Raw genomic sequence first — 22,828 nt, forward strand, 5'->3', positions numbered from 1 at the left:
CAAATACGGGGGATTAGCTCAGTTGGCCAGAGCATCTGCCTTGCACGCAGAGGGTCATCGGTTCGACTCCGATATCCTCCACATTTTTGAATTAGTTCTTTACATGATGATAATGGCTTAGGGCCTGCTGGTTCATAATCAGATTATCAACAAAATCCTGAGGATTTGCGCGAGCAGATTTTAGGATCAAGTTCTTTGACATATTGGAAAAATATTGTTAGGAGAGTACCTAACATAACTGATCACAATTTTTGAACATCACACCATTTTTTGGTTGGTCTGAAGAAATGTGGTCGGGTAACAAACTACAATAAACTAATTTTTTAGATCTAGTTTCTAATTTTTTTAAAGCAATTAAGGGCGTACGGTGGATGCCTTGGGTCTGAGAGGCGAAGAAGGACGTGGTAAGCTGCGATAAGCCAGGGGGAACTGCACACGAGTATTACATCCCTGGATTTCCGAATGGGACAACCCGTCATGCTGAAGGCATGACATCCTGCTGTAAGGCAGGAAGCCAACCCGGAGAACTGAAACATCTAAGTACCCGGAGGAAAAGAAAATAACAATGATTCCCTAAGTAGTGGCGAGCGAACAGGGAAGAGCCTAAACCTATGGAGCGTGCTCCATAGGGGTTGTAGGACTGCATTTAGAAATCATCATCAAGTTGAATTTTTTGGAAAATTAAGCCATAGAGGGTGAAAGCCCCGTAAACAGAAATTGATGAGGACGAGCAGTATCCTGAGTAGGGCGGGACCGGAGAAATCCTGCTTGAATCTGCCAGCACCATCTGGTAAGGCTAAATACTCCTCAGACACCGATAGTGAACCAGTACCGTAAGGGAAAGGTGAAAAGAACCCTAAATAAGGGAGTGAAATAGTACCTGAAACCATACGCCTACAAGCGGTCGGAGTCTCGCAGCAATGCGGGATGACGGCGTGCCTTTTGCATAATGAGCCTACGAGTTACTCCTCACTGGCGAGGTTAAGTTTTAAATAACGGAGCCGCAGCGAAAGCGAGTCCAAATAGGGCGAATAGTCAGTGGGGGTAGACGCGAAACTTTGTGATCTATCCATGGGCAGGTTGAAGTTCTGGTAACACAGAATGGAGGACCGAACGCGTTGACGTTGAAAAGTCTTGCGATGACCTGTGGATAGGGGTGAAAGGCCAATCAAACTGAGAGATAGCTCGTTCTCCCCGAAATGTTTTTAGGAACAGCCTCGGATTATGAAGTGTACTAGAGGTAGAGCTACTGATTGGGCTAGGGGGCTTCACCGCCTACCAAACCCTGACAAACTCCGAATGCTAGTACATATCTCCGGGAGTGAGGCTGCGGGCGCTAAGGTCCGTGGCCGAGAGGGAAATAACCCAGAATAGCAGCTAAGGTCCCCAATACATGGTTAAGTTAGTCAAACGATGTGGAGTTTCTATAACAGCCAGGATGTTTGCTTGGAAGCAGCAATTCATTTAAAGAGTGCGTAACAGCTCACTGGTCGAGAGACTCTGCGCGGAAAATAATCGGGTATCAAACCATGAACCGAAGCTCTATGTTTTTCCACTTCGGTGGAAAAGCGGTAGGGGAGCATTGAAACCAGCATCGAAGGTGTGCGGCGACGCATGCTGGAGCGGTTTCAAAAGAAAATGTAGGCATAAGTAACGATAAATAAGGTGAAAAACCTTATCGCCGAAAGTCTAAGGGTTCCTGATCAACGTTAATCGGATCAGGGTTAGCCCGGTCCTTAGTCAAACCCGAAAGGGGTAGACGATGGAGAGCAGGTTAATATTCCTGCGCCTGCTATGCATTAAAAGTGACGAAGAATGCTAGCCACCTAAGCTGACGGATTAGCTGAGCGGATCCTTCGGGTGAGGCGGAGTGGTGAAAGTTCTTCCAAGAAAAGCGAGCATAGCAGCCGGTACCGCAAACCGACACAGGTAGACGGGATGAGTATTCTAAGGCGCTCGGGTGAGCCGTGGAGAAGGAACTAGGCAAATTGACGCTGTAACTTCGGGATAAAGCGTACCCCACTTCGGTGGGGTCTCAGTAAAATGGTTCAACCAACTGTTTAACAAAAACATAGGGCCCTGCAAAATCGAAAGATGACGTATAGAGCCTGACACCTGCCCGGTGCTGGAAGGTTAAGGAAGGATGTTCGAGCCGATTTATCGGCTCAAAGCTTCTGACTGAAGCCCCAGTAAACGGCGGCCGTAACTATAACGGTCCTAAGGTAGCGAAATTCCTTGTCGGGTAAGTTCCGACCTGCACGAATGGTATAATGAGTTGAACGCTGTCTCCTCCACGAGCCCGGTGAAATTGTAGTATCGGTGAAGATGCCGGTTACCCGCCACGGGACGGAAAGACCCCGTGAACCTTCACTACAACTTTGCATTGATTTTGAATTACGGATGTGTAGTATAGTTGGGACGCTACGAAGCCTTGCCGCCAGGTAGGGTGGAGCGGTCGTTGAAATACCAACCTTCTTTGATTTAGAATCTAATCCCTGACGGGAAACAGTGCATGGTGGGTAGTTTGACTGGGGTGGTCGCCTCCTAAAGCGTAACGGAGGCTTGCAAAGGTTCCCTCAGTACGGTTGGTAATCGTACGCAGAGCGCATTAGTATAAGGGAGCTTGACTGTGAGGCATACAGGCCGAGCAGGGACGAAAGTCGGCTAAAGTGATCCGGCGGTTCTGAATGGAAGGGCCGTCGCTCAAAGGATAAAAGGTACTCCGGGGATAACAGGCTGATCTCCCCCAAGAGCTCATATCGACGGGGAGGTTTGGCACCTCGATGTCGGTTCGTCACATCCTGGGGCTGGAGAAGGTCCCAAGGGTTCGGCTGTTCGCCGATTAAAGTGGCACGTGAACTGGGTTCAGAACGTCGCAAGACAGTTCGGTCCCTATCTGTGGTGGGCGTTAGTAAATTGAGAGGACATGACCTTAGTACGAGAGGACCGGGTCGTACATACCGCTGGTGTATCTGTTGTGCCGCCAGGTGCAGTGCAGAGTAGCTAAGTATGGCAAGGATAAACGCTGAAAGCATCTAAGCGTGAAACCTTCCTCAAGATGAGTTTACTTTTAAGGGCCGTCAGAGACTATGACGTTGATAGGCTACAGGTGTAAAGGTGGTAACATCAAAGCCGAGTAGTACTAATTGCCCGTAAGCTTTAATTTTTTTTTAGTTAGGTACTTTTCTAACTTTTCCAATATGTTAAGTTATTAAATGCGGTTAGCCGCATCATCTATTTGTGGTGGTTATACCAAGGGTGTTCACCTCTTCCCATTCCGAACAGAGAAGTTAAGCCCCTTAAGGCCGATGGTACTGCACCAAAATGCGGGAGAGTAGGTAGCTGCCTCATTCTTATTAAGACCCTTCAGTTTTATGCTGAGGGGTTTTTTGTTTTTAGCCGAACAGAGAAGTTGATCCGCCTTTGGCGGACGATGGTGTATAGCTACCTAGTTTTTAAAATCCTGGCAAAAAAAACCTTTAATTACTTATTCTCAGTAACAGGGCTATAACGATTTCGTAGATAATGCAAAGGCATACAGCAAAATGATTTAGGTTTGCCCGGGCGCGTTGGACGCCAGAAGACGATCGCCGCTCTGCAGAAGAATCTTCAAGATCTTAAAAAATTAATGTACTTTTCGCTCATTAATTCAAAAACTAAACGATAAAATGTCCATAAAAATTTTCGAGCAGATTTATTCTAACCGCAACGAACCGCGAAGCGCTCATAGGCGCTAAAATAAATATCAAATAATGCGAGTAAAATTTTCTATGGTAAATTCCCTGCCCCCGCGCGAATCGGACGCATCGTCCGGGCGGGCGTACCGATCTGTACCTGCAGGCAGACATGGCTGCCTCCCGAAGGCAGGTTAATCTCCCGTAGGGAGGTGACCATTAAAAACATAAAAATAAAGAAATGAAAACTAAACTGATCTTACTGCTTCTGCTTATTGCACATGCAGGGTTCTCCCAAAAAAACGACAATACGCTTACCAAACAGGAGCAAAAAAAAGGCTGGATATTATTATTTGATGGTAAAACCTTCGACGGATGGACGACCACCGGAGGCAAGCCGGTTTCAAAGGGTTGGGCAGTTGAGAACGGCAGCCTGTCGACCACCAAGAGCGAGCGTGGAGGCGATATCGTAACCGAACACGAATATGGGAACTTTATTTTTACGGTAGATTATAAGATCGAACCCGGATGCAACAGCGGTATCAAGTACTTCTTCACAAAGTATCAGCAGGGCGGCAACCTGGGACTTGAGTACCAGATCCTGGATGATAAGCTGGCCGAGGATAACCAAAAAGCCAATCATCTTTGTGGTTCCCTATACGATATCTTACCTCCCAATGAGAAAATCAAAAAAGTAAATGCTCCGGGTCAATGGAACACGATCAAAATTGTCTCCAAAAACAATCAGGTGGAACATTGGCTGAATGGTAAACTGATCCTGAAGTTTACCCGTGGCAACAAAGAATTTACCGATGCCGTTGCTCTGAGTAAATTTAACAAAGTGGTGCCAGCGTTCGGAACCGTGGAAAAAGGAAAATTACTTTTGCAGGAACACGGCGGACTCGTTGCATTCAAAAATATCAAAGTGTTGCCTTTATAAATCATCAAAAAATATTTGACAATGAACAAAAGAAGGGAGTTTATTAAAAATGTTGGCCTCGGCGTCGTGGGGCTGGGTCTGAGCGATTCCTTGCTGGGAATGAGCGCCAAAAGCTACCGAAATATCATCGGTGCAAACGACCGGATGAATGTTGCTTGCATTGGACTGAACGGCAGGGGCAACGGAATGGCAAAGACCTTTGCAAATCAACCTAACACAAAAGTATCAGTGCTTTGTGATGTCGATAGCAGGGTTTTCAGCAAAGTAATCAAAACATTAAGTACGTCTCAGCAAAAAGACGAGCCTGCTATTGAAAAAGATTGCAGGAAAGTGATGCAAAACAAAGATGTCGATGCGATCTATATTGCCACACCTGACCACTGGCATGCACCACTTACCATCATGGGATGCAAAGCGGGGAAACACGTGTATGTTGAAAAGCCACTGAGCCACAACCCCCGCGAAGGAGAACTGGCCATCGCTGCTGCCCGGAAATATAAAAAGGTTGTGCAAATGGGCGCTCAACGGCGCTCGGCTCCGGTATTAACACAGGGGATACACGAGTTACACAATGGTGTCATTGGCAGGGTCTATCTCGCTAAGACCTGGTACACCAACACCCGTAAATCAAACTTTCTTAAACCCGGCACTGTGCCCTCCTGGCTGGATTACGACCTGTGGCAGGGACCGGCACCGCGCGTGCCGTTCAAAGATGGCCTCATACATTACAACTGGCACTGGTTCTGGCATTGGGGTACCGGCGAAGCGCTGAACAATGGCACCCACGAAGTGGATGTGGCAAGGTGGGGACTTGGTGTAAATTTCCCAACACGAGTATCCGCTATTGGTGGCCGCTACCATTACAAAGACGACTGGGAAACACCGGATACTGAAATAGTAACCCTGGAATATCCCGGCAGAGTCGCACTAACTTGGGAATGCCGCAGTTCAAACGGCAGAAAGGTTGAAGGTGCCGACAGGGGAATCATCTTCTACGGTGAAAAGGGAAGCCTTGATACCGGTGGCGATAACTATAAAGTGTATGATAACGACGGCAAACTGATCAGGGAAGTCAAATCAAAATCTGATGCAGGTGAGATGGAAGGCAGAAATACTGCAAGCCCCAGCCTCAGCCTGGATAATCTTCATGTGGCCAATTTCATTGATTCCATTCGGAACAATAAATTACCTAATTGCGATGTGGAAGACGGGCACAAAAGCACGGCTGCCATGCTCATCAGCAATATTGCCTGGAGAGTAGGCCGGGATCTTAAGCTCAACCCTGCAAATGGACATATCCTGAATGACCCTGAAGCGCAGAAATTATGGTCGCGCGCTTACCAGAAAGGATGGGAGCCAGTGGTCTGACTGGTTGAATCCAAAGCGATCGTCTTCATCGTGTAAATTAATAAATATACGGACGGTAATAACTTATCTATTACCGCCCGTTTTGTTTTGTTGTAATCCCTGAACAGTAAAAAATAGATTCGAAACCGGCGGAGTCCTGCGTACATCAACAGAAACGTGGTCCCGCATATCATCTGCTGGATTTTGAAATACAGGTGTGGTAACTGGAAGGTCGACCGGGGTTTGGTGCCCATCACATTGTTTAGTAGTTTTACATCAGATCTCATTTAAAAATTTTTAATAGCGGTAAGATGTCATTTCAAAAAATACTGATCGCGGTTGATAACAGCCAGCACGCCATGGAGGCGGCGTTGAAAGGATTTGAGCTCGCAGACCAGGTCAGGGGTTCGGTTGTTGTGGTTTCCGTGGCTGATCCTGCCCGGGAAATCATTCCGGAACTGGCGCTTCCTCTGGAATCCAATCATGAAAAAGCCATGAAAGAAGCAAATGTGATCCTGGACGATTATGCCAGCCGGTTTAAAAACGTGCAAAGTGTACAACGCCTGGATCCCATGGGTCCGCCAAAAGAAGAAATTCTGAAGGTTGCCGAAGATGTCGGAGCAGATCTTATAGTGATGGGCACTCACGGCAGGACGGGCCTGCTAAATTTGCTGCTGGGCAGCGTTGCAGAATACGTCATCAAACACAGTAAAATCCCCGTAATGGTGGTATCACTGCAAACAGGGAGCATATAGCTTGGAGAATAACAAACTGACACCCGGGACCCACAGAAGCCGCCATTACTCCTGGCTCCATTCCGCTGTTGAGATACTGGAGAGTTACAAGGGCGGACAGCCATTTTCCTATTTTCTGAAATCTTATTTCGCAGGGCATAAAAAATTTGGAAGCTCCGACCGCCGACAGGTCAGCCGTTTGTGTTACGCTTATTTCAGACTGGGGAAGTCTTACAAGGGCGAAGAAACGGGCAATCGGATCCTGAGGGGACTCAGAGATTGCTATCCGGATTTGGAAGCAGGATGGCTCCCTTTGTTGGAAGAAGCAGGTCTGAACAAAGCCGGCAGCCCGCAACATATTTTTCCCTGGCGATCTGAATTGAGCGATGGGATAAGGTTTGAAGATTTTGAACGGTCGTTTCTCGTTCAGCCCGATCTTTTCCTGCGGGCAAGGCCGCAATGCGAAGACCTGGTAGAAAGCCGCTTAAGTCAGGCTGGAATAGCGTTTGAGCGGGAGCAATCTTCATTCAGGTTGGGTAACAGCCAGAAGATCGATACGCTATTAACCCTCGATAAAGAGGCCGTGGTACAGGATATTAGTTCACAGAAGACGGGGAAAATATTGGCAGAACTTAAAAATAGGTTCCCGTCGGACAAAGAAATTTCCGTCTTTGATGCCTGTGCCGCCAGCGGTGGTAAGTCCATCCTGGCCTGCGATATCCTGGAAAAAGTGAAACTCACCGTGTCAGATATCAGACCGGCGATTCTCAACAACCTGCGTAAAAGATTTAAACGGGCAGGTATAGAATACTACGATGCCTTTGTTGCTGATCTCACAGCTTGCCGCCCACCAGTTCAGGAGGCATTTGATCTGGTTATCGCAGATGTTCCCTGCACAGGCAGCGGGACATGGTCAAGAACGCCGGAGCAATTATATTATTTTAACCCCGCATCGATCGCTGATTACGCATCCAGGCAGAGAAAAATCATTGAGAATATTATCGGGGTCATCAGGCCGGGAGGATACCTGCTGTACATCACGTGTTCTGTATTTAGAAAAGAAAACGAAGAACAGCTTGCTTATTTTTCGGAGCTCGGATTAACAGTCGAAAAGAAAGTTCTGATTGAAGGCTATGATCAAAAGGCGGACACCCTTTTTGCCGCACTGATGAAGAAGAGCTAAACGATCTGCGCGAATCTGTGCTTTACGTGTGGAGTTTCGTGCGTGCGCCGTTTTGAATAAACGCAAAACTAAAGTCACCGTACGGAGATTATTTTCTCCCAGACTGGATAATTCCCCCGCCTATAACATCATCTCCTTCATAAAACACCGCACTTTGACCAGGTGCAATACCTTTGGCATTCTGATAAAATGATACCCGGATCCGGCCGTCTTCTGGGTGTAAACTTGAAAAAGTCCCGCCATCCCTGTAGCGAATCTTGGTGATCGCTTCCATCCCCGGGGTAACCGTGTCATATTTGATCAGGTTTAATTTCCCCACCGTCATGTCATTCATTTCCAGATCTTCTTCATCACCCAGCGTCACCGTATTGGTTCCGGGATTGATTGCTGTGACAAACACTGGTCTGCCGAGTGCTATATCCAGTCCTTTTCTCTGACCTATCGTATAGAAAGGATAGCCTTTATGCTGACCCAGTACATTGCCTTGTTTATCAATAAAGTTCCCGCCATTTACCCTTTCTTCGAGGCCTTCTACCTTGCGCTTCAGAAAGCCCCGGTAGTCATTGTCCGGCACGAAACAAATCTCGTAGCTTTCGCTCTTTTTTGCCAGTTCAGGATAACCGTAATCCAGCGCCATTTGCCTGACCTGGGACTTTTGGTAACCACCCAGGGGCAGTATCGTTCGTTGCAGAAGATCCTGTTGCAGACCCCATAATACATAACTCTGATCCTTGGTTGGGTCGTCAGCCTTGCTGATCACGTACCTGCCGTTTTCCTGCTGACGGATCTTAGCGTAATGTCCGGTAGCGATGAATTCGCAGTCCAGCGCATCGGCGCGCTTTAACAAAGCCCGCCATTTAATATGCGTGTTGCAGAGTACACACGGGTTTGGAGTCCTGCCGGCCAGGTATTCATCTATAAAATCATTGACCACAAAATCTCCGAATTCTTCCCGGATATCCAGTATATAATGCGGAAAACCGTGTTGCACCGCTGCCATTCGGGCATCGTTGAAACTATCTATATTGCAGCAGCCTGTCTCCTTCCTGCTCCCGCCACTGGCTGCGTAATCCCAGGTCTTCATCGTGATACCCACTACGTCATACCCCTGATCATTCAGCATCAGGGAGACAACGGTGCTGTCGATGCCACCGCTCATGGCTACTAAAACTTTTCCTTTTTTGCTCATTGTGTAATTATAATAGAACGGTTCAACAGGTTAATCTGCAAAGATACGAATTTATTTAACAGACGTTTGGCGACCGGGCTTCCCGCGTTAGGTAGACCTGAGACTCTCCACCCGCGGTGGAGACAGGTATCGGATTGATAATCTTTTGCTTATAACTAAATTTCCCGGATTTCGCAATTATTTTTATATTGCCAATTATTATATTAATATTACAGTATTATTACTTTAAAACTTGAGCACTATGTTAAAAATGCAAATTATCGGAAATCTAGGAAAGGATTGTATTGTCAATACAGTTAACGGAAAGAACGTGATCAATTTCACGGTCGCACATACTGAACGATTCCGGGACAGTCAGGGGAATAATCAGGAAAAGACCACCTGGGTCGATTGTGCGTGGTGGACAGACAGAACAGGTATTTCTCAGTACCTCACCCGTGGAAAGCAAATCTACGCTGAAGGAACGCCTGAGGTCAGGACATTCACCCGCAACGATGGATCAGCAGGTGCTACGCTGTCACTGCGCGTAAGGGAAGTGCAGTTATTAGGTGGCAGGGGCGATGCTGCTCCGGGTACCACTGGCTATAATGCACCGGCTTCGGGGACGGCGTCCGAGCCACCGCACTCCGCTCATGGGGCCGACGAGCCTGCCGCAGCCGACGATCTGCCATTCTAGAGAATGCTTTATTTTTGCCCCGCCCAAATGGTTTGGGGCTTTTTTTTACAAATATTCAGGAGTTAGACAGATGGCACTGGATGCCGTGTTCCCCAACCGGGCTTTACCTTCGGGTAGCAATTTTGAAACTCTTACTGATCACAATCCAGGCCATCCCTGTTATTCATGATTATGAACGAAAAGATTTTTTCCTACGATCAATTATTCGATTTTGCGAAGCGGGTGTTCCGGGCAATAGATTGCCCTCCGGACCAGGCCGCTACGGCTGCTAAAGTATTACTGTCGGCTGATCTCCGGGGAATTGACTCCCATGGAGTTGCCCGTCTGGGCGGTTATGTGCGTCTTTGGGATGTAAAACGGGTGAACGCAAAACCATCCATCCGGGTTATTCATGAGACCATGTCCACCGCAGTGGTGGATGGTGATAGCGGTCTGGGCCTGGTCGTTGCGCCAGATGCCATGCGCATCGCGATAGACAAAGCCAGGGTGGCCGGCACCGGTTGGGTAAGCGTGCAAAACAGCAACCATTATGGCATAGCGGCGGCACACGCGATGCTGGCACTGGAAGAAGATATGATCGGCATTTCGATGACCAATGCCAGTGCCCTGGTTGCACCAACTTTTTCCAACCAGCGGATGCTGGGTACTAATCCAATTTGCGTAGCTGTTCCTGCGGGTGGCCAGCCGCCATTTGTAGCAGACCTGGCTACGACGACCGCGGCCAATGGAAAACTGGAGATCCTGCAACGGAAGAACCAGGACGCACCGATAGGATGGGTGCAGGATGCAGAAGGAAAGGCATCCACTGATTCATCAATTTTAAAAAAGGGCGGCGCACTGCTACCCCTTGGCGGAGACAGGGAACACGGAAGTCACAAAGGTTACGCCCTGGGCGCGATTGCCGATATTTTTTCCGGATTGCTTAGTGGCGCCAATTATGCCCCCTGGGTTCCTCCGTTTCCGGCATATGTACCTCTGCCCGAAAAACAGCCGGGAAAGGGGATCGGGCATTTTTTTGGTGCTATGCGGATTGATGCGTTCCGGTCCGCGGATGCATTTAAGCGGGATATGGATGATTGGATCAGCGGTTTCAGAAATGCCAGCGCATTGCCGGGGCATGAGCGAGTGCTGATACCTGGCGATCCCGAAAGGGAGATGGAGGCGGAGAGACTAAAGAATGGCATTCCGCTGGTGGAGAAGGTGGTTGAGGATCTCGAAAATCTGGCGCAAAGATTTGAACTGGAATTTTGATTTAACGCGGAATGCTTCCGGTTAATCCCATTTCTTTTTCTCTGATTTTTTTCCGAGCGTAAATACCCTGGAGAGGTTGAAGCCAAACCTGATCTCACCCTTGCCCCAACTGTCGGTGGTATTGGTAATAAAAGCCTTTTCATTCATGCCGGCGGAGTTGGAAAAATGTAACTGAAACACATGTCCTCCGGTTTCAATATCAAAACCAAGAGAAAGCGGATTCCGGTAAATATTTCTGTCAATACCTGAGATTACATAATGGTAGTCGCCCACAAATGCCACCCGTTTGGAAAGCTTAAGTCTCGATCCGATTCCCAGGGCATACGTGTCGTTGTAATCAGTAGGCGACTGCACCCTGTTCCGGTGCACGTAAATTGGAGAGAGCTGAAAGCTGAAGCCCTCGCTGAATTTCCGGCCTACTATGAGTTCACTAAAATAACCCATCCGGTAGGTGAGTGACGTGTATTGGGCATCGGGCGGGAATTTCGCGGTGGTAATTGTTGATCCCACAACGCCCAGAAGCGAAATCGGTGAAGCGCCTTTTACGCCCGTAGCTTGTTGAATCATCCGGACTTTAAGAAAACCATCGAGCTCTTTACCAAGCGTGCTTCTACCCACGCCGATGGTGAAGTTCCTGGAAATGCCGTAATCAAACCCCAGGCGCATGCTGGCCTGATCAAGTCCGAAGAAGTTTCCGGCGCCGGTATTCAGAAGGCCAAACCTGTGAAGGATCCTTACATCCAGTACATTTTTCCCCAGCATTTCCATCGACTGACCGTTGATGACCCGACTGGATTTAAAGGAGGATGTGACAAATTCTTTTTTGGGTTTACTGGTAGAATCAAGGGAAGACAACAGGTCATCCTGAGCTGTCGATAATTCTGCGATCACCAACAGTAGTGGCAAAAGGAGGAATTTCATGAATGATTACTTTAATGGGTTATACGTACAGTTCACGGAAATTTCTGCGGTCTTTGCGATCTTATCCCGTACTATTCCCGGGATCCTGATGTTGTAGTCACTTACCGAGACACTGAAACGGGAGGTAATTTTCAGGGTCTGGCCTGAAACAGTTATAGTACCCGGGACAACGATATTTTTCTGCACACCATGAATTTCCAGTACACCGCTAGCAGTTGCCGGGTAGCTGCCATCTTTTTTAAAATTAATAGCTGCCAGATTCTGAATTTTTCCTTTGAAGGTCGCTTTGGGGAACTTGGCACTTTCCATGAAATTTTCATTGAAATGCTCCTGCATCAATGCCTTTCTGAATTCAAAACCTCGGATCAGCACTGCAAATTCTATTTGGCCTGTACCTATATCCACTACACTGGAAACAGATCGGTTCACCGGGTCGATGGTTTCCAAAGCGGTGGAGGCTACAAATGAAATAACACCCGTTCTCGTAAAAAATCGGTTTTGTGAAACAGCCTGCCCGCAAAATAGCAGGACAAGTAAACTAATCGTAACGAGTTGTTTCATTCAATAAGGTTTAATTTCCAATGCTGCATTTGTTCAGCACAACATCGATAAGCTTGCCGGTGCACACTCCCTTGATTTTAATTTGGCTGCCTGGCTGAAGCGTTTTTACAGAATCTGCCTGGTCCTGATAGAAGCTGCAGGTAACCATCGACAGGGGATCGCCTGCGGATAGAACGACGGTAGGATTCCCTGAATCGTCTGTTCTGAGTTCCCCGATTGAACCGCTCACCAGGATTATCTTACCCACATATTTCCGGTTTGCCAATTCTTCATTTTTATTAAAGGCCTCTACCAGTGCAGCAGCAGTCAGTTCTACATCGGGGGTTTCCGACTTCACATCTGCCACTTTTTTGTTGAATAAATAGAAAGCAACGCCCGCCCCGGCTAAGCCGAGAATCAATAAGCCAATGAGTATTTTCTTCCAGTTTGCCAAGCTGAAGCTGTTGAAATCAATTATTTGGAGCGCCCGAACCAACCCAGCATTTTATAATCAGCTTTTCTGTAGCGGTGAGAGAACCGGTCTTGGGCATTCTGCCAGCCTGTACTGCCGAATTGATGGCGGCGGCTTGCGGTGAAATTGCTGCGTAACTAGTCCAGGCAAATCCTCCCGCCATACTGGTAGAATTGTGACAACCGGAAATGGCGCATTTGGTCTGCATCAGCGGGTAAACATCTGCCGTAAATTTCGCATTCACGGAAGCACACTCAGTACCGCCGGGTGGTGGTGGCGTATTTACATAATCTTTCTTTGACGAACAGGAAGTTATGAAAAATATCAATGTCAGACTCATTAATATAATGGAAAACGACAATTTGTTTTTAGTCATAACGTAAGGTTTTTTTGAAATTGTAATGTTGATGGACCAATTTTGGGGATTGTTATGGATGGGGAGCAGTCAACAAATCTTTTACAGCCACCGGCCATATCCCCGGCTGTGGAACTGAGACTCCTTTGGTGGCTCCCATCTTCATTTGATCTTGTCCAAAATAATAAAGGGGCCAGCCTTTATAGGTCAATTGTTTACGGCCAAAAACAGTAATGACACCAAACTGGCTTTTGTCCAGAATGGAGGGAACTACAATTTTGTCCATTTCATAAATCGGCCAGATCGGATTTTTTGTAAAAGCCGCATCCGTGTACGTGTTTGTATTGAATTTGTCGGGTTTGAAAATATACAGCGAGACGCCCATTCCATCAGTGAAATAGGTCGATTTGCCCATACCTTCAGCATAAACCGGAGTTGGTGTACCGCTGGTAAAAATATAGTTCTTCCCATTTGCACCTACAAGCTGAGCCTGGGTCAGCATGATCGTATAATCGGGTTTTGCAACAAACCAGATGCCGTTAACCCCTTCACCCTGTGTGGAGCCTGGCGGTTCGGGTACATAATTGCCGCCATAGAGTGGGGCATAATAGTAAAGCGGGCGGCCCTTGTAGGCCAATTGTTCTCCACCGGTTGACGTGTTCAATTTGGAAAAATCTGACAGGGTCAGTCCGGCGCCGAGGTTCGTTTGGCTAAGGTCTTCAGCATAAAAAGGCGGCCAGACTTTAGCACAGTTTCCCGTACATGTGTTTACGGTGACTGAGTCCTTGGCAAAATAATAAAGTGTTCGACCGTCTTTATCAACCAGGTAAGTTCCCAGGGTGGCACTTGTCTGAAGCTTCACAAGCTGGGTCATTCCGGGAGAATACGCGTTGGATTTCGTACAGGAATAGAAAATCGGAAATGTTAGCAGAAGAATAAGGACCGTAAATTCCCACACGCTGAACCCAATACTGCCAACAGGCAGAAGCCCAGGTGAGTTGTACTTTTTCATGACATGGTGAATTTTTTTTTGTTAACGGATTGTAAAAATCAATGTTTGAACATCGAAATGAGCAACAACAAATTACTTCTTGTTAAATATCTCTTAGCATGCTTATTCAATCACTTCCTGTGTGTAAACTACTTCGGGTTTTGAGACTGAGCGGGCGGGTACCCGGGCGCATGGGTGACTAAGAAAACCACTACTTTCTTTTTACTTTGCCAGCAACTTTTTATTAACCCGCAAAAATGTTGCGGCGCATTTCAACAGCTAATTTACGATTCTAAACAGGGGTTTACCAGTGACCAAAGTCACTTCTCAGGAAATAGTTCAATGCTGTCATGGTGTTGCTTTACCCGGTCAAGTTTCTCAAGTTTTTTAAGTACGCGGCTGACAACCTCGCGGGCAGTGCCGATTTCGTTTGCAATTTCTTTATGGGAGATCTTCACGGGGTTTTTACCCGTAATTTCTACTTTTTTGGTTAGATAGTCCACCACCCGTTTATCAAGCTTATCGTATAAAAGGTGCCGCACTGTTTCAACCAGTTCTGAATAGCGAAGGTCAAACTGTTGATAGAAAAGCTGGTTTAGTTTTGGATATTTTTGAAGCCACAGTTTAAGTTGATCAGCGGAAATAGTCAGAGAAACGGTATCTTCAAGCGTTGAAGCAAACACTTTACTTTTGTCACTGTTTATACACGCTGTGAAAGACATCACACAGCTCTCACCCGGTTGTACATAATATAACAGGACTTCTTTGTCATCTCTTTTTGTGTAAACTTTTACAATCCCTTTTACTACAATGGGCACCATTTTTACATATTGACCATGTCTCAGTATTTCTGTTTTTGCAGGGATCTCTCTGATCTGGCAATGATCAATGATTTCCTGAACCAGATCTTTACCCAGGAACTGCAACTGAGTTTCCACTAAAGATATAAGATCGCTCATTTCGAATTATTTTTAGAAAGACTTCTTTTTGCCAGCCACTCACGTTTCCACTCCTAAAATTAATCAATAATTATAAGTTCGCTGGTGCTTGGCTTGTAAGTTTTGCGGAGACATTAATGATCAAACGGCACACCCAGAGGCGCTCAGAACAAACGCGGAAAAATGGGGAGTTTACCCCTTATCCGAATAATGCCCCCTTTTGTTATTTTGGGTATTAAAAATGTTGCTTAACTTCAACTTAAGAAACGGTACTTAACCCGGATGGGTCGGAGTTGGCAACTAAGGCTCGATTTTTGATAAACAAAAATTGGACCGGTATATGTATCGATATTGTGCTGACACGATTAAATATTAAAAAATCATAATTTATGAATCCTATTTACCCGGCAATCCTGATCGGAGCGTTGGCGATAACTATTGCACCTGCGTTCGGGCAGGGTGGAGACAAATCGAAACGGCCCAGCCCCCCCGAAACGGTTACCCAAAAACTAGAGACCGGGCCTACGGTCACTATTTCATACAGCAGCCCTTCCCTGAAGGGACGGACAATTGGAAAGGACGTGGAGCCCAATGACGGGAAGATCTGGCGTGCAGGAGCTAACGAAGCCACTGTGTTTGAAACAGATAAAGAACTGAAGATTGACGGTAAGAGCCTGCCCGCAGGCAAATACGCCTTGTTTGTTCTGAAAGAAGGTAGTGACTGGACATTCATTTTTAATAAAGTCTGGCAGACCTGGGGTGCATTTCAGTACGAGAAAAACAAGGGTCAGGATGCACTCAAGGTAAAAGTAAAAGAAGAGAAGGCACCAACTTCGGCCGAACACCTCAGTTATGCCATTTCCAAAGCGGGTAAAGTATCCCTCGCGTGGGGGCCCTATATTGCTTCATTCACTGCCAAGTAACGGGGCAAAAACAGTTTTAGTTAGATCGGGTCTGGTTACTGATTGCGCGTAAGTGTTTTGCAAGTAAGCCAACAGGCGGACGACTATAATCAGTTCAGGATCGGATGCATATGGAATTCTCTTGTCCGGTCGAACAGGTACCTGTAGGTGGTAAGTTTCCTGCTGCGGTGTGTGCCCAGAGATTCAGCTACATTGATCATCTTCGGATTGAATTCGCCGATCCACTGCATTTCATAATCCTGGTAAATCTTTTTACCCGATAAAATATAATTACCGTCCTCTATTTTCAGGCCCTGGATAATACGGGCTCCTTCAACAATCATATAGGCGTCAATACCCTTACCCTGGTATGCCGGAGCCACGCCAAATACAAGTCCGATGAACTTTGTACAGGGTTTGGTTTTTTTATACCAGAGAAATTTGAGCTTGTCCAGTAAACCAAAACGCCCGTTAAGATGCTTAAACCATTGATTAATATCCGGGAGATTCAGCCAAACGCTTACCGGTTCGTTTTTATGATATACGATCCAACTGATCCTGTCATCCATTATCGCCTTCATGGACTGAAACATTTTAATCGCTACCCGCTCTTCCATTTGCTTCAGACCGCCATGACCAGCCCAGGCCTTGTTATAAACGCTGGTGAAATCCCGGGCAAACTTCGAGAGATTTTTTTTCGTAATGGGACTTGCTGAATATTCTGGGTTGTTAGCGAAAGCAGCGTGGCGATGATAAAATTTCTCCTGAAGCCTGTCCGCGACTCTTAACGCGAAACAGATTTGGTTGAAAAAAGGCTTGAATCCATAATTTTCAAAAAGTTCGCGGTAATAGGGTTGATTATAGTTCATGGAATAAAGCGGGGGTTCAAAACCCTCCACCAGGAGGCCCCACCACCGGTCGCGTTCCCCAAAATTTATCGGTCCGTCCATGGCGGTCATTCCATTTCCGCGCAACCATTCTTTTGCGGTATCAAACAGTAAATTGGCTGCGTCCTGATCATCGATACAGTCGAAAAAACCAACACCGCCAACCGGACCTTCATCACCTTTAGTTTTATATTTTTTGTTGACGAAGGCAGCTACTCGTCCAATATACTGTCCCTTCCCGTCCTTCAGCAGCCAGCGTACCGCCTTGCCGAAACGAAAGGATTTGTTGTGTGAAGGGTCAAAAACGTCGTTGATATCTTTATCAAGCGGCCGGATATAGTTTGGGTCACCCGCGTTGATATGAACATTCACTAAAATGAATTCCCTGGCCAGTGCAGCATTGGTAACTTCAATAACTTCCATGAAGCGAAAATAATTATTGTGCGATCAATTTCAGCAATTTAGAAACGCCTGTCCTTTTTCACAGGTAAACCAGCGATCTTGACGGGTGATTTAGGTGGCCGATGATCTTTCCGCTGTGTTTCAATATTTTTCAACAGACGGGTAGTGTCCTTTTTGGGTTTGGGAGCAACCTGCGGAGGTCTGACCCTGGTGGTTTTCAGGGCATTCAGGAACATTTTAGTCGCCATTACCCCGTCGTGTCCGTAAATATCCTCCCTGAAATTCAGCACCGAGGAATCATTTACCCATGCAGTAAAATAAGTGATGAGCACCGGTAACGATTTTCTAATACGAATATATTTTTGCTCACCGCTGTGCATCATTGAGTCAATCTTTTCCGAACTCCACCTCACAGTGTCCTGCAATAAATACCCCGCCAGCTTCGCGGGTTCCTTCAGGCGGATACATCCGTGACTAAAACTTCTTTTGTCGCGATTGAAAAGGCTTTTTACCGGTGAGTCATGAAAATAAATATCGTAACTGTTGGGGAAAATAAATTTTACCAGGCCCAGCGCGTTCCAGGGGCCAGGTTTCTGGCGAACGCGACCATTGTCAAAAAACTCGTAATGGTTTCGGACCATATAGGCCCAGCCTTTCGGCAGGATCTCTTTTTTTGCGATGCTTGAAGGGACGTTCCAGTAAGGGCTGAAGACAATGGTACTTAAGCGACCTGTAAAAACGGTCGTTTTGTTTCCTTCCTTGCCTACCACCACATCCATATCCCAGGCGGGTCTCCCTCCTTCGTACACGTGCAGTTTATACTCAGGGATATTGACCAATATCGCCCTGCCGGTGTCACGGGTCTCGGTCGGGATCCAACGCATTCTTTCCATATTGATCAATATTTGCTGGATCCGCTCATCCACTGGTATGTTTACCTCCCGCAGGAAAGTTTTACCCGCAGTCCCGTCCTGTTTGTATCCATAGCTGGCTTTCAGTGCGTTGACTGCACTTGCAAGCTCCGCATTGTAAGTGTTGGTAAAACTGCTGTCTTCCCCTTCCATGAATCCTTCTGCTTTCAGACGCAATTTTAATTCTCTGACGGCCGGATCCCGGTATCCCATTTTCATCACTTCCACTTTGCTATGCACGGTAGGCCAGCCGCCCTGGTTTCGGATCTCTTTATATTTCTGAAGCGTTTCACGCAGTTTCGTGAACTGGGGATTAGTGGGGGCGTTCGAGGGCGCGTATTGCCCCTTTCCCGCAAGCACTGAGTCCACCATAGACTCCAGGGTCATTTTTTTTCTGGGAATATACCATTCCAGGCTCTTCATGTCAAAATTCGGGTCAGTCGCATAGGCATGGTCAGCATACAGATAAAAAGTTCGCGTGAGCTTCAGTTCCAGTCTCCGGAACGCTGAATCATTGCGGATAACCAGGGAGTCGGAATGGATAAGGTCTTCCATTTTTCGGGCAAGACTTTTGTCGTACACCGATGAGTCCCTGGAATAATTCAGATAATTTTTAAGCAGGTTCCAGAAGGAAATCGTGTATTCGGGAATCCCCTCGGGTGAAAACCAGGCAAACTGGAAATTCCGGCTGTTATAAAAACTCCTGATCCGGTTCGTCATCGTATCACCAAGGTTTGCTAAGCTAAGGAATCTGTTGACGGCCGAGCTGTCAAGGAACATCCGGTTGAAGGCATTCGCAGTGTCGATGGTAACATCCACCCTGGTCACAGGTTTCTCAACTCTGATCACTTTATTGTTTTCCTCGTTTTTCCGGTCCAGCAATCCACAGGAGAGGGCACCGGACAACAAAAAGATACAGAGGGTTAGCATTACTTTGTTCCTGTCCATGTTAATTTGGTATCTGTCTGTAAAAATTGTGGTAATAATGTTTTTTACGAATATCATACAAAATTATGCCATAAAAATCAGCTCAACCGAATACCCCGGGAGATGTGTAATAAATATTTGAATTTAGCCGGTTATTATCTCCGGATATCTTAATTTTGCCACCTCTGTAAAAGCATATTGCATACTATATTATGGCAAACGTTGGAAAAATCAAGCAAGTAATTGGAGCAGTGATCGATGTGCAGTTCGACGGCACACTTCCCGAGATTTATAACGCCCTGGAATTGAAAAGGGAAAATGGAGACACACTCGTACTGGAGGTGCAGCAGCACCTGGGCGAGGACAGTGTCAGAACCATCGCTATGGATGGAACCGAGGGTCTCGTAAGAGGAACTGAAGTGAAAGATACCGGAAAAGCGATTTCCATGCCCACTGGTGAACGGATCAAAGGGCGGTTGTTTAATGTTACCGGGGATCCGATCGACGGATTACCACCGGTTTCCAAGGAGAACGGCCGACCGATTCACGCGATGCCGCCTGCGTTTGAGAACCTAAGTACCGCCACAGAAGTGCTGTACACCGGAATTAAGGTCGTTGATCTGATTGAACCCTACGCGAAAGGTGGTAAGATCGGACTTTTTGGTGGCGCCGGGGTGGGGAAAACCGTGTTAATCCAGGAACTGATTAATAATATTGCGAAGGCATATTCGGGGCTTTCTGTATTTGCGGGAGTAGGTGAAAGGACCCGTGAAGGAAACGACCTCATGCGGGAAATGATCGAAGCTGATATCATGAAATATGGGTCAGCATTCAAAAAAAGCATGGAAGAAGGAGGATGGGATTTGAGTAAAGTGAATCCTGAAGAACTTGCAGAATCAAAAGCAACCTTTGTATTTGGTCAGATGAATGAGCCACCGGGAGCCCGCGCCAGGGTTGCGCTGAGCGGACTTACCGTTGCTGAGTACTTCCGCGATGGCGATGGCCAGGGTCAGGGAAAAGATATTCTGTTTTTTGTGGATAATATATTCAGGTTTACCCAGGCCGGCTCCGAAGTCTCCGCCCTGCTGGGTCGTATGCCCTCAGCAGTGGGTTACCAGCCAACGCTGGCTACCGAAATGGGACTGATGCAGGAACGGATCACCTCCACCAAAAACGGGTCAATTACTTCGGTCCAGGCGGTATATGTTCCGGCAGATGATCTCACGGATCCGGCACCGGCAACCACATTTGCTCACCTGGATGCGACTACCGTATTGAGTCGTAAAATTGCCGACCTTGGCATTTACCCGGCTGTGGATCCGCTGGACTCTACGTCAAGAATCCTGATGCCACAGGTAGTTGGTGATGCCCACTACGAGTGCGCCAACAAAGTAAAACGGATTTTGCAGCGCTACAAGGAATTACAGGATATTATCGCAATCCTGGGGATGGATGAGTTGAGCGATGAAGATAAGCAAACCGTGTTCAGGGCCAGAAAAGTACAGAGATTCCTGTCACAGCCCTTCCATGTGGCTGAAGCCTTTACGGGACTCAAGGGCGTGCTTGTACCGATCGACGAGACGATCCGCGGTTTTAATATGATCATGGACGGGGAAGTGGACGAATACCCTGAGGCTGCATTTAATCTCGTGGGAACAATTGATGAAGCAATAGAGAAAGGGAAAAAACTGATGGAACAAGCCGCGTCCTGATAATGTTGCTCGATAACCCCGCGTTTAATTCGTTATAAAAAATAAATTTTTATGCTGGCATTGGATCTGCTGACTCCCGAGGGTAAAATATTTAGTGGAAATGTATTTGGTGTGCAGATGCCCGGCGTTACCGGATCCATAGAAGTGTTGGAAAAACATGCTCCACTTATCGCTGCATTGCAGGAGGGACGGCTGAAAATCCTCCAGGATAAATTGCAGGGCGCTGCAAATTTTTTCGATATCCAGGCTGGATTCGTGGAAGTGCTGAACAATAAGGTAACCGTACTGGTAGAAGGAGCAAAAGAAGTTGCTGCCTGATCATAATCAGTCTAAAGAAATAAAAAGAGCCGGTTTTTAAGCCGGCTTTTCTGTTGAATAGATATTTAGATAATTCGTGGTCAGTAAACGCCTGCCCCTTTATTCTTCAATTGCAGATCGGCATAGCCAAAAACTCTTTTCAACAGATCGGTTTTCCGGTATTCTACTTTCTGCCTGATATTTTCTTCTTCATTAGCCACATAAAGGAACATGGCATCAATGGCCCTGGCCGCGATGAAATTGTTCAGGTTGGGGTCCAGCTTTTTATCCAGGAACGGGATCGCATTATAAGCCGTCGCGATGGACTCATATTCCGTGGCGGCGCCCGATACACGGACAGTGCTGTCCACAATGGGCCTGAATGCAGTCATCAATTGCGGACTCATTGCCATTTTAAAATATTCAGTGGCTGCGTGCTGGTCATTCGATAACAAGATCTTAGACGCATCCCGGATGGTCATTCGTTTTACCGAATTCAAAAATACCGGACGCGCCGCGCGAACGGCCTGTGACATCGCATTAGTAAATTTAGCCGTCACCTGGTTTACAGCCGTAGTAAGGCCCAGTGTTCTCAGGGTAGATTCAATTTTCGCAGCCTCACCCGGAAATGCAAATCTCACTAAGGGGTTACCTTGTTGCGGATTGGCAAAGGCGTCAAAGCCCCGGAACAAGCCTTGCGTAAGGGCATCTCTGAGACCGGCCGCCATTTCATATTCTGATAAAATTCCGGGCAAACCCTTCATGGTGCTGCAACCGGAGAAGCTGAGGGTAATGCCGAGCAATGCTGCCAGGACACCAACGGCTAAAAGGTTTTTGATGTTCATGTGTTAAGGATAAAGTAAAGGTTTAGGTAGAAATTAATGATCAATCGGAGTTTTTAATACGGCGGCACATTCACGGAACAGTCATTTTTACGTAACAACGCTACCCTAAGACGAGTTAACCCCCCAAAACGTTGCAGCCTCAATTGAGTCTGGGGTCAATCGGCGCGTTTAAAATCAATTCAAATTCCCCGCCGAGATGTTTCAACACTGCCTTCCAGAGGCCCGCCTCATCATAATCAAACAAAAAACTCTTAAGAGCAGAGGTTACGATCCAGGTTTTCTCTTCCATCTCGCTGTCAAGCTGGCCTTCACCCCAACCGCTGTAACCCAGGAAAAACCTGATCTTTTCTGTATCAATGGTCCTGGAATTGATCAGACTGATCAATTCGTCAAAATCACCACCCCAATACACGCCTTCAATGACTTCCCGCCCGCCCGATATTTGTTCGGGAAATTGGTGAAGGAAATGCAGGGTGTTCAATTCTACCGGACCGCCTTCGTAAACAGGTAGCTTAAAATCACCTAGTTCCGGTACCAGTTCATCCACTGTAACGGTCAGCTTCCTGTTCAGTACAAATCCAAAACTACCTTCCGGGTCATGCTGGCAAAGAAAGACAACAGTCCTCAGGAAATTGGGGTCGTCCAAATGAGGGTTGGCTATAAGTAAGGTGCCGCTTGCAGGTTCATTCATGATTTCAAATATACCAAAATTTGAAACGCATTCCTAGTGCGCG

21 protein-coding genes, 1 tRNA gene and 2 rRNA genes are annotated in these 22,828 nt (G+C 46.9%); 12 read left to right on the forward strand and 12 right to left on the reverse strand.

Annotation, left to right across the window (positions count from 1 at the left end):
- The first annotated feature begins 7 nt into the window (after positions 1–7).
- The 5 genes from AC3WS5_RS06165 (at position 8) to AC3WS5_RS06185 (ending at position 5,982) form a co-directional block, all read left to right on the forward strand.
- Positions 8–81 (forward strand) — tRNA-Ala (locus AC3WS5_RS06165).
- Positions 82–344: 263 nt separating this feature from the next.
- A 23S ribosomal RNA gene (locus AC3WS5_RS06170) occupies positions 345–3,166 on the forward strand.
- Positions 3,167–3,239: 73 nt separating this feature from the next.
- Positions 3,240–3,351 (forward strand): 5S ribosomal RNA (gene rrf, locus AC3WS5_RS06175).
- 564 nt (positions 3,352–3,915) lie between these two features.
- Entirely contained in the window at positions 3,916–4,614 is a 699-nt protein-coding gene (locus tag AC3WS5_RS06180; RefSeq protein ID WP_492466379.1) for a 3-keto-disaccharide hydrolase, read from the forward strand.
- A gap of 21 nt (positions 4,615–4,635) precedes the next feature.
- Complete coding sequence (locus tag AC3WS5_RS06185; protein ID WP_492466380.1) at positions 4,636–5,982, forward strand: Gfo/Idh/MocA family protein; 1,347 nt, start codon at positions 4,636–4,638, stop codon at positions 5,980–5,982.
- Here AC3WS5_RS06185 and AC3WS5_RS06190 read toward each other — a convergent pair.
- Complete coding sequence (locus AC3WS5_RS06190) at positions 5,952–6,248, reverse strand: hypothetical protein (RefSeq protein WP_492466381.1); 297 nt, start codon at positions 6,246–6,248, stop codon at positions 5,952–5,954. The genes AC3WS5_RS06185 and AC3WS5_RS06190 overlap by 31 nt on opposite strands.
- Positions 6,249–6,272: 24 nt before the next feature.
- Between AC3WS5_RS06190 and AC3WS5_RS06195 the strand changes: the two genes are divergently transcribed.
- Together AC3WS5_RS06195 and AC3WS5_RS06200 are read left to right on the forward strand one after the other, a co-directional pair.
- Positions 6,273–6,716: a universal stress protein gene (locus AC3WS5_RS06195; RefSeq protein WP_492466382.1), complete on the forward strand. Its 444-nt coding sequence runs from the start codon at positions 6,273–6,275 to the stop codon at positions 6,714–6,716.
- A 1-nt stretch (position 6,717) separates the two neighbouring features.
- Positions 6,718–7,878 carry an RsmB/NOP family class I SAM-dependent RNA methyltransferase gene (locus AC3WS5_RS06200; RefSeq protein WP_492466383.1) on the forward strand — a complete coding sequence of 387 codons (1,161 nt, stop codon included), beginning with the start codon at positions 6,718–6,720 and terminating at the stop codon, positions 7,876–7,878.
- An 88-nt stretch (positions 7,879–7,966) separates the two neighbouring features.
- On the opposite strand, the gene mnmA is transcribed toward AC3WS5_RS06200, so the two are convergent.
- Positions 7,967–9,067, reverse strand: a complete 1,101-nt coding sequence (gene mnmA, locus AC3WS5_RS06205) for a tRNA 2-thiouridine(34) synthase MnmA (protein ID WP_492466384.1) — start codon at positions 9,065–9,067, stop codon at positions 7,967–7,969.
- Positions 9,068–9,308: 241 nt separating this feature from the next.
- Here mnmA and AC3WS5_RS06210 point away from each other — a divergent pair, with 241 nt between their 5' ends.
- A complete protein-coding gene (locus tag AC3WS5_RS06210; protein WP_492466385.1) occupies positions 9,309–9,743 on the forward strand; it encodes a single-stranded DNA-binding protein in 435 nt (144 codons plus the stop codon).
- A 171-nt stretch (positions 9,744–9,914) separates the two neighbouring features.
- Positions 9,915–10,994 carry an Ldh family oxidoreductase gene (locus AC3WS5_RS06215; RefSeq protein WP_492466386.1) on the forward strand — a complete coding sequence of 360 codons (1,080 nt, stop codon included), beginning with the start codon at positions 9,915–9,917 and terminating at the stop codon, positions 10,992–10,994.
- A 21-nt stretch (positions 10,995–11,015) separates the two neighbouring features.
- Here the strand turns inward: AC3WS5_RS06215 and AC3WS5_RS06220 are convergent, their stop codons facing one another.
- From AC3WS5_RS06220 to AC3WS5_RS06245, 6 genes are all read right to left on the reverse strand, one after another.
- Positions 11,016–11,915 (reverse strand): DUF5777 family beta-barrel protein, encoded by a 900-nt coding sequence (locus AC3WS5_RS06220; protein ID WP_492466387.1) that lies wholly within the window; start codon positions 11,913–11,915, stop codon positions 11,016–11,018.
- Positions 11,916–11,921: 6 nt separating this feature from the next.
- A complete protein-coding gene (locus AC3WS5_RS06225; protein ID WP_492466388.1) occupies positions 11,922–12,476 on the reverse strand; it encodes a YceI family protein in 555 nt (184 codons plus the stop codon).
- Between the two features lie 10 nt (positions 12,477–12,486).
- The gene (locus AC3WS5_RS06230) at positions 12,487–12,909 is read right to left on the reverse strand and encodes an OB-fold protein (protein ID WP_492466389.1); all 423 of its coding nucleotides are present in this window, start codon (positions 12,907–12,909) and stop codon (positions 12,487–12,489) included.
- 16 nt (positions 12,910–12,925) lie between these two features.
- Positions 12,926–13,303 carry a hypothetical protein gene (locus tag AC3WS5_RS06235; protein ID WP_492466390.1) on the reverse strand — a complete coding sequence of 126 codons (378 nt, stop codon included), beginning with the start codon at positions 13,301–13,303 and terminating at the stop codon, positions 12,926–12,928.
- 52 nt (positions 13,304–13,355) lie between these two features.
- Positions 13,356–14,294, reverse strand: a complete 939-nt coding sequence (locus AC3WS5_RS06240) for a hypothetical protein (protein WP_492466391.1) — start codon at positions 14,292–14,294, stop codon at positions 13,356–13,358.
- 299 nt (positions 14,295–14,593) lie between these two features.
- Positions 14,594–15,232, reverse strand: coding sequence for a Crp/Fnr family transcriptional regulator (locus AC3WS5_RS06245; protein ID WP_492466392.1), 639 nt, complete (start codon positions 15,230–15,232; stop codon positions 14,594–14,596).
- Positions 15,233–15,600: 368 nt separating this feature from the next.
- Between AC3WS5_RS06245 and AC3WS5_RS06250 the strand changes: the two genes are divergently transcribed.
- Positions 15,601–16,134 (forward strand): DUF2911 domain-containing protein, encoded by a 534-nt coding sequence (locus AC3WS5_RS06250; protein WP_492466393.1) that lies wholly within the window; start codon positions 15,601–15,603, stop codon positions 16,132–16,134.
- 89 nt (positions 16,135–16,223) lie between these two features.
- On the opposite strand, the gene AC3WS5_RS06255 is transcribed toward AC3WS5_RS06250, so the two are convergent.
- Both AC3WS5_RS06255 and AC3WS5_RS06260 read right to left on the reverse strand, forming a co-directional pair.
- A complete protein-coding gene (locus tag AC3WS5_RS06255; RefSeq protein ID WP_492466394.1) occupies positions 16,224–17,423 on the reverse strand; it encodes a hypothetical protein in 1,200 nt (399 codons plus the stop codon).
- 38 nt (positions 17,424–17,461) lie between these two features.
- Positions 17,462–19,261, reverse strand: a complete 1,800-nt coding sequence (locus AC3WS5_RS06260) for a L,D-transpeptidase family protein (protein WP_492466395.1) — start codon at positions 19,259–19,261, stop codon at positions 17,462–17,464.
- Between the two features lie 191 nt (positions 19,262–19,452).
- Between AC3WS5_RS06260 and atpD the strand changes: the two genes are divergently transcribed.
- On the forward strand, positions 19,453–20,952 hold the full coding sequence (gene atpD / locus AC3WS5_RS06265) for a F0F1 ATP synthase subunit beta (protein ID WP_492466396.1): 1,500 nt from the start codon (positions 19,453–19,455) through the stop codon (positions 20,950–20,952).
- Positions 20,953–21,003: 51 nt separating this feature from the next.
- On the forward strand, positions 21,004–21,270 hold the full coding sequence (gene atpC, locus AC3WS5_RS06270) for an ATP synthase F1 subunit epsilon (protein ID WP_492466397.1): 267 nt from the start codon (positions 21,004–21,006) through the stop codon (positions 21,268–21,270).
- Between the two features lie 80 nt (positions 21,271–21,350).
- Here the strand turns inward: atpC and AC3WS5_RS06275 are convergent, their stop codons facing one another.
- A complete protein-coding gene (locus AC3WS5_RS06275) occupies positions 21,351–22,094 on the reverse strand; it encodes a DUF4197 domain-containing protein (RefSeq protein ID WP_492466398.1) in 744 nt (247 codons plus the stop codon).
- A gap of 139 nt (positions 22,095–22,233) precedes the next feature.
- Positions 22,234–22,785, reverse strand: coding sequence for a YqgE/AlgH family protein (locus AC3WS5_RS06280; RefSeq protein WP_492466399.1), 552 nt, complete (start codon positions 22,783–22,785; stop codon positions 22,234–22,236).
- Positions 22,786–22,828: the final 43 nt, after the last annotated feature.

The sequence above is a fragment of the Niabella sp. CPT15-335-S11 genome (assembly GCF_058792415.1).